At 70.2% G+C, this 13,916-nt stretch carries 14 protein-coding genes and 1 pseudogene; 4 read left to right on the forward strand and 11 right to left on the reverse strand.

The features are described 5' to 3' along the window. The 8 genes and pseudogenes from uvrC to CJ226_RS14200 form a co-directional block, all read right to left on the reverse strand. Positions 1 to 1,279: pseudogene (gene uvrC, locus CJ226_RS14165) on the reverse strand (excinuclease ABC subunit UvrC); the annotation flags it as partial. Beyond that, on the reverse strand, positions 1,279 to 4,167 hold the full coding sequence (gene uvrA / locus CJ226_RS14170; RefSeq protein WP_060921194.1) for an excinuclease ABC subunit UvrA: 2,889 nt from the start codon (positions 4,165 to 4,167) through the stop codon (positions 1,279 to 1,281). The pseudogene uvrC and the gene uvrA, both read right to left, overlap by 1 nt. A 9-nt stretch (positions 4,168 to 4,176) precedes the next feature. Beyond that, positions 4,177 to 4,752 (reverse strand): hypothetical protein, encoded by a 576-nt coding sequence (locus tag CJ226_RS14175; RefSeq protein WP_102209579.1) that lies wholly within the window; start codon positions 4,750 to 4,752, stop codon positions 4,177 to 4,179. Beyond that, complete coding sequence (locus tag CJ226_RS14180; protein WP_180964611.1) at positions 4,749 to 6,056, reverse strand: DUF58 domain-containing protein; 1,308 nt, start codon at positions 6,054 to 6,056, stop codon at positions 4,749 to 4,751. Before CJ226_RS14180 ends, CJ226_RS14175 begins: the two co-directional genes overlap by 4 nt. Next, entirely contained in the window at positions 6,053 to 7,024 is a 972-nt protein-coding gene (locus CJ226_RS14185; protein ID WP_102209580.1) for a MoxR family ATPase, read from the reverse strand. Before CJ226_RS14185 ends, CJ226_RS14180 begins: the two co-directional genes overlap by 4 nt. Further along, a complete protein-coding gene (locus CJ226_RS14190) occupies positions 7,021 to 7,491 on the reverse strand; it encodes a hypothetical protein (RefSeq protein ID WP_257996674.1) in 471 nt (156 codons plus the stop codon). Before CJ226_RS14190 ends, CJ226_RS14185 begins: the two co-directional genes overlap by 4 nt. Further along, positions 7,488 to 8,243, reverse strand: coding sequence for a DUF4129 domain-containing protein (locus CJ226_RS14195; protein WP_102209582.1), 756 nt, complete (start codon positions 8,241 to 8,243; stop codon positions 7,488 to 7,490). The genes CJ226_RS14190 and CJ226_RS14195 overlap by 4 nt, the downstream gene beginning before the upstream one ends. Positions 8,244 to 8,306: 63 nt before the next feature. Beyond that, entirely contained in the window at positions 8,307 to 8,750 is a 444-nt protein-coding gene (locus CJ226_RS14200; protein WP_062634051.1) for a MarR family winged helix-turn-helix transcriptional regulator, read from the reverse strand. A 39-nt stretch (positions 8,751 to 8,789) separates the two neighbouring features. Here CJ226_RS14200 and CJ226_RS14205 point away from each other — a divergent pair, with 39 nt between their 5' ends. Further along, entirely contained in the window at positions 8,790 to 9,038 is a 249-nt protein-coding gene (locus CJ226_RS14205; protein ID WP_062634049.1) for a hypothetical protein, read from the forward strand. Between the two features lie 12 nt (positions 9,039 to 9,050). Here the strand turns inward: CJ226_RS14205 and CJ226_RS14210 are convergent, their stop codons facing one another. From CJ226_RS14210 to coaE, 3 genes are read right to left on the reverse strand one after another with little or no spacing between them, the layout of a single operon-like run. After that, positions 9,051 to 9,398 (reverse strand): TfoX/Sxy family protein, encoded by a 348-nt coding sequence (locus tag CJ226_RS14210; RefSeq protein WP_102209583.1) that lies wholly within the window; start codon positions 9,396 to 9,398, stop codon positions 9,051 to 9,053. Between the two features lie 11 nt (positions 9,399 to 9,409). Continuing rightward, on the reverse strand, positions 9,410 to 11,482 hold the full coding sequence (uvrB, locus tag CJ226_RS14215) for an excinuclease ABC subunit UvrB (RefSeq protein ID WP_025105040.1): 2,073 nt from the start codon (positions 11,480 to 11,482) through the stop codon (positions 9,410 to 9,412). A 57-nt stretch (positions 11,483 to 11,539) separates the two neighbouring features. Then, positions 11,540 to 12,139 (reverse strand): dephospho-CoA kinase, encoded by a 600-nt coding sequence (coaE, locus tag CJ226_RS14220; RefSeq protein WP_102209584.1) that lies wholly within the window; start codon positions 12,137 to 12,139, stop codon positions 11,540 to 11,542. A 126-nt stretch (positions 12,140 to 12,265) separates the two neighbouring features. Between coaE and CJ226_RS14225 the strand changes: the two genes are divergently transcribed. From CJ226_RS14225 to CJ226_RS14235, 3 genes are read left to right on the forward strand one after another with little or no spacing between them, the layout of a single operon-like run. Next, positions 12,266 to 12,823 (forward strand): hypothetical protein, encoded by a 558-nt coding sequence (locus CJ226_RS14225; RefSeq protein ID WP_102209585.1) that lies wholly within the window; start codon positions 12,266 to 12,268, stop codon positions 12,821 to 12,823. Positions 12,824 to 12,859: 36 nt separating this feature from the next. Next, on the forward strand, positions 12,860 to 13,375 hold the full coding sequence (locus tag CJ226_RS14230; RefSeq protein WP_257996675.1) for a signal peptidase I: 516 nt from the start codon (positions 12,860 to 12,862) through the stop codon (positions 13,373 to 13,375). Between the two features lie 23 nt (positions 13,376 to 13,398). Continuing rightward, complete coding sequence (locus tag CJ226_RS14235) at positions 13,399 to 13,902, forward strand: hypothetical protein (RefSeq protein ID WP_102209586.1); 504 nt, start codon at positions 13,399 to 13,401, stop codon at positions 13,900 to 13,902. Positions 13,903 to 13,916: the final 14 nt, after the last annotated feature.

The following is a 13,916-nucleotide window of genomic DNA, read 5'->3' on the forward strand; positions in this document are numbered from 1 at the left end:
GCAGCCCGTCCTCGAACACGACCATGGACGCCACCACGTTGGTGCCGCCGAGGTGCGAGATGTCGAAGCACTCGATCCGGAGCGGTGCCTCCTCCATCCCCAGCGCCTCCTGGAGGTCGGTGAGCGCCTGCGTGCGCGCGACGTAGTCGCTCGTCCGACGCGTCTTGTGCCTGATCAGCGCCTGCTGGGCGTTCAGCGTGGCCGTGCGCATGAGGTCGGCGCGCTGGCCGCGATGCGCCACGGCGATCTCGACCTTCCGGCCCCGGCGTTCGCGCAGCCACACCTCCAGCTCGGAGGCGTCGTCGGGAAGCACCGGGACGAGGATGCGGCGCGGCACGTCCTGGGCCTCGCCGTACGCCTGCTGGAGGACCTGCTCCACGAGCTCCCCACCCGTGATGTCGATCTCCTTCTCGATCGTCAGGGCCCGGACGCCTCGAACGCGACCGCCGCGGATGACGAAGTGCTGCACGGCGGCGGCGAGCTCGTCCTCCGCGATGCCGAACAGGTCGGCGTCCTCGTCGGCCGGGAGCACGAGGGCGCTCTTGCCGAGCACGGCCTCGATCGCCGAGAGCTTGTCACGGTACTTCGCGGCTGCCTCGTAGTCCATGGCCGCCGACGCCGCGAGCATGCGCTGCGTGAGCTCGCGGGTGAAGCGTTCGTCGCCGCCCGCCATGAATGCGACGAAGTCGTCGACCATGGCGCGATGCTCCTCGATCGACACCGTCATCGAACACGGCCCGCCGCACTTGCCGATCTGCCCGGGGAAGCACGGACGCCCCGTCTGCATCGCCCGCTTGTAACTGGCGTCGCTGCACGTGCGGATCGGGAACGCCTTGATCATCAGGTCGATGGTCTCGTGCACCGCCCAGACCTTCGGGTACGGACCGAAGTAGCGGGCCCCGGGGATCTTCCGGTTGCGGGTGACCAGCACACGCGGCGCCTCGTCCCCGAGCGTCACCGCCATGAACGGGTACGACTTGTCGTCCCGGTACTTGACGTTGAACGGCGGATCGAACTCCTTGATCCACATGTACTCGAGCTGCAGGGAGTCGACGTCGGTGGGCACGACGGTCCACTCCACCGACGCCGCCGTCGTCACCATCCGGCGCGTGCGCTCATGCAGCGTCCGCAGCGGAGCGAAGTAGTTCGACAGCCGCTGACGGAGGTTCTTCGCCTTCCCGACGTACAGCACCCGGCCGTTGGCGTCGCGGAACCGGTACACCCCCGGGTCGGTCGGGATCTCGCCCGCCCGGGGCTTGTACGGCAGCACGTCGGCCATCAGCTGGCCTTCCGCGCGGAGCGCCCCTCACCCAGGATCTCGGCGAGGAACTGGCCGGTGTGGCTCTCCTCGACCCGCGCGATCTGCTCCGGCGTGCCGGTGGCGAGGATCGTGCCGCCGCCGGAACCACCCTCCGGACCCAGGTCGATCACCCAGTCGGCCGACTTGATCACGTCGAGGTTGTGCTCGATCACGATGACCGTGTTGCCCTTGTCGACCAGACCGTTCAGCACCTCGAGGAGCTTGCGCACGTCTTCGAAGTGCAGACCCGTCGTCGGCTCGTCGAGCACGTAGATGCTCCGACCGTTGCTGCGGCGCTGGAGCTCGGTCGCGAGCTTCACGCGCTGCGCCTCACCACCGGAGAGCGTGGTCGCGGACTGCCCGAGGCGCACGTATCCCAGCCCCACATCGACCAGGGTCTTCATATAGCGGTGGATGGCCTGGATCGGCTCGAAGAACTCGGCCGCCTCCTCGATGGGCATCTCCAGCACCTCGGCGATGTTCTTGCCCTTGTAGTGCACGGCGAGGGTGTCGCGGTTGTACCGCTTGCCGTGGCACACCTCGCAGTCCACATACACGTCCGGGAGGAAGTTCATCTCGATCTTGATCGTGCCGTCACCCGAGCACGCCTCGCAGCGTCCGCCCTTGACGTTGAAGCTGAAGCGTCCGGGCTGGTAGCCGCGGACCTTCGCCTCGGGCGTCTCGCTGAAGAGCGTGCGGATGCGGTCGAAGACGCCGGTGTAGGTCGCCGGGTTCGATCGCGGGGTGCGGCCGATCGGCGCCTGGTCGACGTGCACGACCTTGTCGAGGTTGTCGAGCCCGGTCACGCGCGTGTGCTTGCCCGGCACCGTCCGCGCCCCGTTGAGCCGCGACGCGAGCACCTGATACAGGATGTCGTTCACGAGGGACGACTTCCCGGATCCGCTGACGCCGGTGACCGCGGTCAGCACGCCGAGCGGGAAGTCGGCCGTGACGTTGCGGAGGTTGTTGGCGCGGGCGCCCACGACGCTGAGCATGCGCTTCTTGTCGATCTTGCGGCGCTTCGCCGGCATCGGGATCTCCCGACGGCCCGAGAGGTAGTCCCCGGTCATCGAATCGGTGTCGGCGAGCAGCGCCGAGTAGGGCCCGGAGTGGACCACGGCACCGCCGTTCACGCCGGCCCCCGGGCCGATGTCGACCACCCAGTCCGCGGCCTCGATGGTCTCCTCGTCGTGCTCGACGACGATCAGGGTGTTCCCGAGGTCGCGCAGCGTGAGCAGCGTCTCGATGAGCCGGCGGTTGTCGCGCTGGTGCAGTCCGATCGACGGTTCGTCGAGGACGTAGAGCACGCCGGTGAGACCGGAGCCGATCTGCGTGGCGAGGCGGATGCGCTGAGCCTCGCCTCCCGACAGCGAGCCGGCCGAACGGCTGAGGTTGAGGTAGGACAGACCGACCTGGAGGAGGAAGTCGAGGCGCAGGCGGATCTCGCGGAGCACCTGGGCGGCGATCTTGGCCTCGCGGTCGGTGAGGTGCAGCTTCTCCATGAAGGCCCGGGCGTCGGCCAGGCTCAGGTGGGAGACCTCGGCGATGGAGTGGCCGTGCACCTGCACGGCCAGCACCTCGGGCTTGAGACGGTCGCCGTTGCAGACCGGGCACGGGACCTCGCGGAGGTACTCGCCCCACCGGCTGCGCTGGGTGTCGGACTCGGCCTGCAGGTACTGCCGCTCGATGTACGGCACCACGCCCTCGAATCCGGAGGCATAGCGCATCTCACGGCCGTAGCGGTTCTTCCACTTGACGGTGACCTTGTAGTTCTCTCCGCGCAGCACTGCTTCCTTGACGTCGGAGTGCAGTTCGCGCCACGGGGTGTCGAGGGAGAAGTCGAGGTCGCGGGAGAGTCCTTCGAGCAGGCGTTCGTAGTACTGGAAGAGCCCCTTGCCCTGCGTGGTCCACGGGATGATGACGCCCTCGCGGATCGAGAGGTCTTCGTCGCCGAGCATCAGATCGACGTCCACCGACATGCGGGTGCCGAGGCCCGAGCAGGCGGGGCAGGCACCGAACGGCGCGTTGAAGGAGAACGTGCGCGGCTCGATCTCGGTGAGGGTGAGCGCGTGGCCGTTCGGGCACGCGAGCTTCTCCGAGAACGTCTGCCAGGCGTCGTCGCCCTCGCCGTCCACGTAGTTGATCTGCACGACCCCACCGGCGAGGCCGAGAGCGGTCTCCACCGAGTCGGTCACGCGTCCGAGGATGTCGGGCGAGGCGACGAGGCGGTCGACGACCACCGCGATGTCGTGCTTGTAGCTCTTCTTCAGCGTCGGAGGCTCGGCCAGCTGGATGAGCTCGCCGTCGACGATCGCCCGCGAGTAGCCCTTCGCCCCGAGCTCCCGGAACAGGTCGACGAACTCGCCCTTCTTCTGGGAGACGATCGGCGCGACGACCTGGTAGCGGGTGCGCTCCGGGAGCTCCATGAGCTGGTCGGCGATCTGCTGGACGGTCTGCCGCTGGATCTTCTCGCCGCACACCGGACAGTGCGGAACGCCGATACGCGCCCAGAGCAGACGCATGTAGTCGTAGATCTCGGTGATCGTGCCGACCGTGGACCGGGGGTTGCGGTTCGTCGACTTCTGATCGATCGACACCGCCGGGCTCAGCCCCTCGATGAAATCGACGTCCGGCCGGTCGACCTGACCGAGGAACTGCCGCGCGTAGGCGCTCAGCGACTCGACGTACCGGCGCTGCCCCTCGGCGAAGATCGTGTCGAAGGCGAGGCTCGACTTCCCCGATCCGGAGAGGCCGGTGAAGACCACCAGCGAGTCGCGGGGGATGTCGATGTCGACGTTCTTGAGATTGTGCACGCGGGCGCCGCGGACACTGAGTTTTCCTGGGGAAGCAACGGGGACGATGGGCACCGAACAAGTCTACGAGGGGCCACGGACATCGGCTCCGAGAACGCCGAACGCCCCGGTTCCTGCGGCCGCCACGTCGGCCCGTCTCGCAGCGCGGACCGCGAGCAGGACCCCACCCAGCAGCATCACCGCGGCGACGGGTGCCAGGAGCACGGTCGTCCCGGTGATCTGCCGCTCGGTGAGCAGCCAGACTCCGAACGCGACCGGCTGGGCGAGCAGCTGGACCGTGAGGAAGCGGCCGGCGGTCGGACGCAGGACCGGGAGGGCCACACGCGAGGACGGCGGCACCACGAGACTCAGCGACGCGCACACGTGCATAGCGTGCACGCACAGCAGCGCCAGCGCCGTCCGACCGGGATCCGGCTCCGTGAGGATCACCCCGAACGGCAGGCATGCCAGCGCCACCCAGGCGGCGAGGCTGCGCGGGATCGCGGCGGCGACGAGCGCGGCGAGCACGGCGATGCCCTGCCACAGCGGGAACGGGATGAGCAGCAGGGCCCCGCAGGCGGCCACGGCGACCATCGCGAGCCGGATGACGATGCCCGGCACCGCGGCGCCGGTGCGGAACGAGCGGACGGAACGACTCATCGGCGCCCCGTCCCCCGGCGCGTGAGACGACGCGCCGCCAGCCGCATCGCCGCATCGGCTCCGCTCGACCACGGCACCACCTCGACGCCCGCGTGGTCCAGCTCCGTCAGGATGTCGGCGCGTTCGGCGAGCAGCGTGCGAAGCGCGATCCGCTGTTCCCTGGTGAGGCGGGTCGCCTCCGGTACAGGGAGCACGTCGACCGCCACGACGGCGTGTCCCGCGGCACGCCAGCTCGTCGCCAGCCGCGCGGCGACCCCGTCGACGAACGTCGAGAGCACGAAGACGATCGAGCCGGGCGGCACCACCGGCGAGCGACGGTACGAGGGGTCGGCGCCGAGGCCGGTGGCCGCGATGGCGCGGCGGAGACGGGCGAGGTGCCGCACTCCTCCACCGGACGGCAGCGACACCCCGTCCGGGGAGAGCGCGTGATAGGCGACCCGGTCCCCGACGCCGATGGCGGCCGTGGCGATCGCGAGGGCAGCCTCACGCGCGTGATCGAGCGACGTGACGCCTGAGCGATCGGCGTCGCCGCTCCCCCACGCGGCGACGACCGCACCCAGGTCTTCGGCGGTGTCGATCGCGATGACCACCGAGGAATCGCTCAGCGCGTCGTCCCTGCGCACCAGGAGGTCGCCGGGGCGACGGGTGGCCCGAGCGGTCGCCCGCCAGTCCACCCGCCGGAGCTCGTCCCCCGGGACGAAGGGCTGGATGTCACGGAAGTCCCCACCCTGACCCGGCCGCGAGCCCGGATGTGCACCGTGGAGTCCGGTGAGTCGCGGTGCCACCGGGAGGGCGCTGATCCGCACGCCGCGCGGGGGCGCGTTCCAGACGACGGCCGTCCGGGGAAGGAGCCCCGTGACCCACGCACCGTCGAGGTCGGATCCCCGCGCGGTCACGCCGAGCGGCTCGCTCGGACCGGAGTGCTGCAGAGCGCTGCGGGCCGTGACGCACGCGGCGCCGGGCCGTACGTCCGCGAGGCCGGTGCGCCGCCCGTCCTGATCCACCGCGACCTGTACGGCGTCGGCCGTCAGCAGCACGTCCACGGCGGTCCGCACCTCCGGGCGGTCACCGTCGCCGACGGCCTGGGCCCGCAGCGCGATGCGTGCGTGTCCGGGACGGGGGCGCGAGAGGAGCGCCCAGCCCGCGGTCAGCGCCAGCGGCAGCCCGAGGGCGACGACGTCCGGACGCGAGGAGGCGAGCCCGACCGCCGCGAGGATCGCGGCGCCGGCGATGCCGAGCGCGATGACCGGCGTGCGCCGCCACGTGAGTGCGGCGGTGGACTCGGTCGCCGTCTCGTCCGTCACGGCGTCGTCGCGACCGTCGGAGGCACCGGCGTCCGAACCAGCGCCGCGTCCACCACCGTCCGCGGATCGACGCCCTGCGCCCAGGCCTGCGGCGTCAGCGTCAGGCGGTGAGCGAGGACCGGCACCGCGACGCGCTTGATGTCGTCCGGCCGCACATACTCCCGGCCGTCCAGCGCGGCGAGCGCGCGGCCGAGGAGGACGAGCGCCTGCGAGCCGCGCGGGGACGCGCCGACGGCTACCGTCGCCGCCTCGCGGGTGGCGCGGGCGAGTTCGACGGCGTACCGCACGACGTCGGGATCGACGTGGATGCGCTCGACCGCGGCCTGGAGGCGCTGGAGTCCCTCCGCGTCCAGAACGGGTGCGACCTCGACATCCGGGCTCTGCCGCTCGACGCGGTCGAGGATGATGCGCGCCTCCTCCTCAGCGCCGGGATAGCCCACGGCGAGCCGCACCATGAACCGGTCGAGCTGGGCTTCGGGCAGCGCGTACGTCCCCTCGTACTCGATCGGGTTCGAGGTCGCGATCACGTGGAACGGCCGTGGGAGGGCGAACCGATTGCCCTCCACCGTCACCTGGCGCTCGGCCATGGCCTCGAGCATCGCCGACTGCGTCTTCGGCGTCGTCCGGTTGATCTCGTCCGCGAGCAGCAGGCCCGTGAAGAGGGGGCCGGGGCGGAAGGCGAACTCTCCGGTCGAGGGCGAGTACACATACGAGCCGGTGACGTCGCCGGGAAGCATGTCAGGAGTGCACTGCAGCCGACGGAAGTCCAGGCCGAGGGCCCCCGCCAGAGTCCGCGCGGCGAGCGTCTTGCCGAGGCCGGGGACGTCCTCGAAGAGCACATGTCCCCCGGCAAGGATCGTGGCGAGCGCCAGAGTCAGAGGCTCGTCCATCCCGACCACCGCTGTCCGGACGCCGGCGAGCACGCGGCGTCCGACGTCGGCGATCTGCGCGGTCTCATCGTTGGTCATGAAGTCTCCTCCGTGTCGGTCGGGATGCGGTCGAGGGCGTCGAGGACGCGCTCGATGTCGGCACGCTGCACGTCACGCGCGTGCAGGGACGCTCGAACGCCGTCCCCCAGCATCGCGTCGATGCGCGGGTGGTCGTCGGGATCGTCGAGGTCGAGGCCGCGATGGGCGAGGCGGCGCCGGACGACCCCCTGCACGCGCCGCACGACGACGTGCCCGGCGACGCCCGTGCGGGTGTTGATCGCCCAGGCCATCCGCGACACGTCCGAGCCGCGCGATTCCGCCCGCGGCGCCTCCGGCGGCCACACGACCGCCTCGTCGACGAAGACCTGCCGGGTGGCCGCGACCACCGCGAGCAGGAGGAGGGCCCAGGCCACGGCGAAGGCGGCAGGCACTCCGAGCACGAGGAGCACGGTGAAGAGAGCGGCCCCGATGAGGGCGCTGATCACCGTCACGACGATGCCCTTCACCGCCACCCCTCCTTGATGCCCCGGAGGGCGACCACGGCGCTCTGTCGGTCCTGCTCGTCTGCGACCAGCCCACCGAAGCGGACCCGCTCGTACAGGCCCTGGAGCCGGAGCACGTCAGCTGCGATGCTCCGGCGGGCACCGACCACCCGGGCCGTGAACTCCGCCGGCGTCTCGGCGGCTCCGCGACCGTGGCCGGCGTCGGCGGCGGATTCCTCCAGTCCGACCCACGCGGCGACGATCGCATCACCGGGATCGGGCCTCGCGGTCACGGTGCGCAACGCGGCGGAGACCCCGCGGCGGATGACCTCCTCGTTCGGAGGTACCGCGGGAGTGCTGCCACCGTCCTCCCCGGCGGCAGCGGCGACCTCACGACGATCGAGCGGACGTGCCTGCCACAGCCGTCGGAGGAAGCGGAGGAGCTGGCGCAGGACCACGAGGACGAGGGCGAGGACGGCCAGCGTCAGCAGCGCCCCGAAGACCACCCCGAGAATCTGCGCGAGAGCGGAATCGCCCCAGGACTCGGGGGGCGGTGGTGTCCCGGTCGTCGACGGGACCGGAAGGACGACGTCTTCCGGGGGCGGCGCCGTGCTCTCCGGCCGGGACGACGAGAACTGCGGGGTGCCCTGTCCCGCGGCAGCGAGCATGAGGACCCCGAACAGTCCGGCGATCGCGACGAGGCCGAGCAGCGGCGCGGTCGGCCCTGACCGGCGCACGGCCTCCGGTGCACGGACCGGAGGCTCTGGGCGCGACATGCCTCCACCCTAGGGGCGCGGGACGAGACGGCCCCGTTCCGCACCGGGGTGCCGCGGAACGGGTCAGCTCTGCTCGGAGCGCCGCCCCGCGAAGGCCCCGAGCCCGTCCCGGAGAGCGGCGATCTCGCCGATACCCATCCCCACGGCGGCCATCACCTGCCGCGGCACATCCACGGCCCTCGCACGCAGAGCCGCTCCGGCGTCGGTGAGTGTGATCTCCAGGCGGCGCTCGTCTTCACTGCTGCGCTGGCGCGTCACCAGGCCGTCGGCCTCGAGCCTCTTGACGAGGGGCGACGCGGTCGCGGGCTCCAGCGCGAGGTCGGCGGCGAGGTCGTTCAGGGTCCGCGGCGACCGCTCCCACAGGGCGAGCATCACCAGGTACTGCGGGTGCGTCAACCCGAGCGGCTCGAGGATCGGCCGGTAGATCGCCACGACGTTCCGCGCCGCCGTGACCACGGCGAAGCAGAGCTGATTCTCGAGCCGGAGCAGATCGTCGGTGTCAGTCACGGTCCTGACTATACATCCGCACGAATCATTAGTACACTAATGAACATGTCACGCGACTCCAGCCGCCCCCCTCTTCGCACCCGCATCCGCGAGGCGGGGGGCCTCTACTCCTGGGTGAACACCAACCTCGTGCGTCTCGCCGGTCCGGCCTCGGTCGGGCCGTACGAGAAGACGCCGCCGCCCAGCGCCGCGGAGCGCGCCGAACGGGCCTGTCCGCTGTGCGGCGCGCCGATGACCGAGCACGAGATCGATCGCTCGGGCCCGAAGACGCTGGTGCACTGCCCGTAAGCTCGCTCGGCGTCAGTCGTCGTCATCGGCGAGCGCGGCGCCGACCGACTCCCGGGCCATGTCGATCCACGTCATGAGCGCGGCGTCGTCGGCGATCGCCGAGGCGGCGACGTCGATCCAGCCGGACCCCATGGTGCGGGCTCCCATCACGGCACGCGCGGCCCCGGGCCGCGTCACGGCGACAGCCCCGTTCTCCTCATCCACGCGGACGAGAAGCGTCCCGTCCTTCCGGGCACCCACGAGGATGCGCCCCTCGTCGAGGAATGCCCTGGTCCCGAACATCCGGCGCTCCTCTATGGAAGGGTCGGCCCCGAGCAGTGCGCGGACGCGGTCCGCGAGTTCCTCTCCTGCGGCATCCATCTCGGCTCCGTCTACGCGTGCCCGGCCCGCTCCATCGACCGGAGCTCCTTCTTCAGATCCTGCACTTCGTCGCGCAGGCGCCCGGCGAGCTCGAACTTCAGCTCCGCGGCCGCCGCGAGCATCTGATCGGTGAGGTCCTGGATCGTGGCCTCCAGCTGCTGAGCGCCCTCGGCCGCGATCCCGGTGCGCCGCAGGTTTGGTGTCGGCGACTTGCCCTTGCCCGACGCGCGGCCCCGGCCGGACATCAGCTCCGCCGTGTCCTGACCCTCGCGCGCCAGCACCTCCGTGATGTCGGCGATACGCTTGCGCAGCGGCTGCGGATCGATGCCGTGCTCCTTGTTGTACGCGATCTGCTTCTCACGCCGACGGTCGGTCTCCTCGATGGCCTTGGCCATGGAGTCCGTCATGTTGTCCGCGTACATGTGGACTTCACCCGAGACGTTACGCGCCGCGCGGCCGATCGTCTGGATGAGTGAGGTCCCGGAGCGGAGGAAGCCCTCCTTGTCCGCGTCGAGGATCGCGACGAGCGACACCTCCGGGAGGTCGAGTCCCTCGCGCAGCAGGTTGATACCCACCAGGACGTCGTACACACCGGCGCGCAGTTCGCTGAGGAGCTCGACGCGGCGCAGGGTGTCGACGTCGGAGTGCAGGTAGCGCACGCGCACGCCGTGCTCGCCGAGGAAGTCGGTCAGCTCTTCCGCCATCTTCTTCGTGAGGGTCGTGACGAGGACGCGCTCGTCCCGCTCCACGCGAAGCCGGATCTCTTCGAGGAGATCGTCGATCTGCCCCTTCGACGGCTTGACGATGATCTCCGGGTCGACGAGGCCGGTCGGGCGGATGATCTGCTCCACCACGCCGTCGGCGATGCCCATCTCGTACTTGCCCGGGGTGGCGGACAGGTAGACGGTCTGCCCCACGCGGTTCTTGAACTCGTCCCAGCGCAGCGGTCGGTTGTCCATCGCGCTCGGCAGCCGGAATCCGTGATCCACGAGGGTGCGCTTGCGGGACGCGTCGCCTTCGTACATCGCGCCGATCTGCGGCACCGTGACGTGGGACTCGTCGATGACGAGCAGGAAGTCGTCCGGGAAGAAGTCGAGGAGTGTGTGCGGGGGCTCGCCGGGCATGCGTCCGTCCATGTGACGCGAGTAGTTCTCGATACCGGAGCAGAAGCCGAGCTGCTGCAGCATTTCCAGGTCGAACGTGGTCCGCATCCGGAGGCGCTGCGCCTCGAGCAGCTTGCCCTGACGTTCGAACTCCTTCAGCCGCTCCTCCAGCTCGTGCTCGATGGTGCCGATGGAGCGCTGGATGACGTCGGTGCCCGCGACGTAGTGAGAGGCGGGGAAGATCGGCACGGCGTCCAGCTTCTCGATGACCTCGCCCGTGAGCGGGTGCAGCGAGTAGAGCGCCTCGATCTCGTCGCCGAACAGCTCGATGCGGATGGCGTGCTCCTCGTACACCGGGATGATCTCGATCGTGTCGCCGCGCACGCGGAAGTTTCCCCGCGAGAAGTCGACGTCGTTGCGGTTGTACTGCATCGCGATGAACTGACGGATCAGGGCGTCGCGGTCGTACCGCTCCCCCACCTGCAGCGCGACCATGGCGCGCAGGTACTCCTCCGGAGCACCCAGGCCGTAGATGCAGGAGACGGTCGACACCACGACCACGTCACGCCGGCTCAGCAGGGAGTTCGTCGTCGAGTGGCGGAGCCGCTCGACCTCCGCGTTGATCGAGGAGTCCTTCTCGATGAAGGTGTCCGTCTGCGGGACGTAGGCCTCGGGCTGGTAGTAGTCGTAGTACGAGACGAAGTACTCGACGGCGTTGTTCGGCATGAGCTCGCGGAACTCGTTGGCGAGCTGCGCCGCGAGGGTCTTGTTGTGCGCGAGCACGAGCGTGGGACGCTGCACCTGCTCGACGAGCCAGGCCGTGGTCGCCGACTTGCCCGTTCCGGTGGCGCCGAGCAGCACGATGTCGGTCTCGCCGGCGTTGATACGGGAGGCCAGCTCGGCGATGGCCTGCGGCTGGTCACCGGCAGGGGCGTACTCGCTGATGACCTCGAAGGGGCGGACACTGCGGGTGGGCTGCATACATCAAGCGTATGCCGCCCCTCCGACATCGGGGCCGCGTCCGGCGGCGGCACCGCTTCAGCTTGCGCGGAGCCGGTTCCAGAGCGCATCCGTCTGGGCCAGCGTGTCCGCGATGGATCCTGCGGTGTCGATCACGACGTCGGCGATCGCGAGCCGCCGGTCGTCTGGAACCTGGGCGGCGATCCGCCCGCGGGCGTCGTCGGGCGTCATCCCGCGCAGCTGCACGAGCCTCTCGAGACGGACCTCCTCCGGGGCATGCGCGACGACGATCGCATCCCAGGGGTCGTCGACACGAGCCTCCACGAGAAGCGGCACGTCGTACACGACGACGGCATCCGGATCAGCCTGGAAGGCGGCGTCGAAACGACGCTGGGACTCGGCCCGTACGGCCGGGTGCACGATGGCGTTCAGCTGTGCGAGACGGTCCGGATCGGCGAACACGGTCGCACCGAGAGCGGCTCGGTCGAGCGACCCGTCTTCGGCGATGACCTCGTCACCGAACGTCCGCGCGATCGCGCCGAGCACCTCGGATCCGGGCGCCTGCACCTCGCGCACGATCCGATCCGCGTCGACGACCACCGCGCCGAGTTCGGCGAGCCGGTTCGCGATGGTGGACTTTCCCGACGCGATGCCTCCGGTGAGAGCGATGAGCGGCATCCGACCATCCTGCCACGCCTGTCCCAGGGCGGCGCACGACGCTGCCGCGGAACAATCGGGAAAGCTTCGGTCCCTCTTGAGGAAGACTTGACGGTCCCCTGAGGTGCGCTGCGTAACGTCGAAGCCATGACGAACACGGATGCCCCCGCACGCCCTGACCGCACCGAGCGACGCTCCCGGCGGCGCCCGATCATGGCGTTCGCGCTGGCCGTGCTCGCGACCGGAGGGATCGGTGCCGCGCTCACGAGCGCCGCATGGACCGACAACACCTTCTTCAGCGCCCCGGCCGCAGGAGCCACCTTCAACCTCCAGGGTTCCACCGACGGGACCACCTGGAAGGAGTCGGCCGCGAAGAACAGCATCGAGCTCGTCGTGCCCGCGGAGAAGCTGGCCAACCTGCTCCCGGGCGAGACCCGCACGATCAAGCTCTGGGTGAAGAACGCCAGCTCCGTCAACGCCGCACTCACCTCGACCGTCGAGTACGCCCCCGGCAACCCGGCGACGGACTTCACGGTCAAGCCGACGGCGACGATCACCGGGCTCGCGGCGTCGCTGACCTCCTCCGGCTCCACGGCGACCGATGAGTTCGACCTCGTCGTCACCACCCCGGCCGACTGGCCGACGAGCAACCAGGGCAAGACCGGCACGATCCTCGTCACGGTCTCCGCCACCGCCACCAACTGACCGCTCGCCCCGCAGCAGAGAACGAAGAGACGAACCGTGGTGCAGATCCTCCGTCGGCTCGCCCTGCCCGTGCTCTGGGCGCTGGCCGCCACGGGCGTGGGCTGCGGCGTCGTCTGGGGCGCCACGGCGATCGGGCTCATCCAGCCGCTCGTCGTGATCTCGGGATCGATGGAGCCCGGGATCATGACAGGCGATCTCCTCATCGCCACGAAGGTCCCCGCCGACTCTCTGGAGGTGGGCGATGTCGTCAGCCTCCGGAGCGCGCTGACCGACTCTCTGGTGGCCCATCGCATCACCGCGATCGAAGCCGCCGACGGCGCGCGCACGATCACGATGAAGGGCGACAACAACGAGTTCTCCGACGCCCTCGACTATCCGGTCACCGGCGATGTCTGGAAGCCGGCGGTGCAGCTTCCCGGTTGGGGGACCGCCATCATGCGGATGACCACGCCCGCCGTCGCCGTCCCGCTGCTCCTCGGACTCCTGGGGCTGCTCGGTCTGAGCATGATGAGCCCCGGGGAGCGACCGGCGCGGAAGCCGCTGACCACGTGATGCCGGCACGACGAGTTTCCCCGATGGCCGGCTTCGCGGTCGCGATGGCGTTCGTCTTCCTGGCCTTCGCCCAGGGAAGCGTCTCGACCACCACCGCGGCGTGGACGGATCGGACCGTGGTCACGGCGACGGTGACGTCCGCCTCGGCATGGTTGTCGCCGTTCGCGGGGAACACGTGCAAGGCCTACAGCAGCCCATCGGCATCTCCCACCAGCTGCGCGATCACGGCGATCCGCTACGAGGAGATCAACGGCACCTCCGGCCACTTCTACATCAGCACGAACGCCCCGGGCGGGTCGCACCACGTGGACGTCGACGTGGATCTGAAGAAGGCGACGGGCCTTCCCCGGACGTGGACCTCGTGGGCCGCTGCGGGGGTGCTCCCGGGCAGCCACGTCACGCCGGACCCCGCGTGGATGTGCTCCTCGTTGCCCCGGCTCACCGGCCGCAGCCTCGACTGGCACCTCACCGACCTTCAGGTTGCCGTGACGCTGCAGCGCACGACGGCGAACACGATCTGCACCTGAGCCTCCTGGGCACG

The organism is Microbacterium sp. UMB0228 (genome assembly GCF_002871415.1).
Lineage (GTDB): Bacteria > Actinomycetota > Actinomycetes > Actinomycetales > Microbacteriaceae > Microbacterium.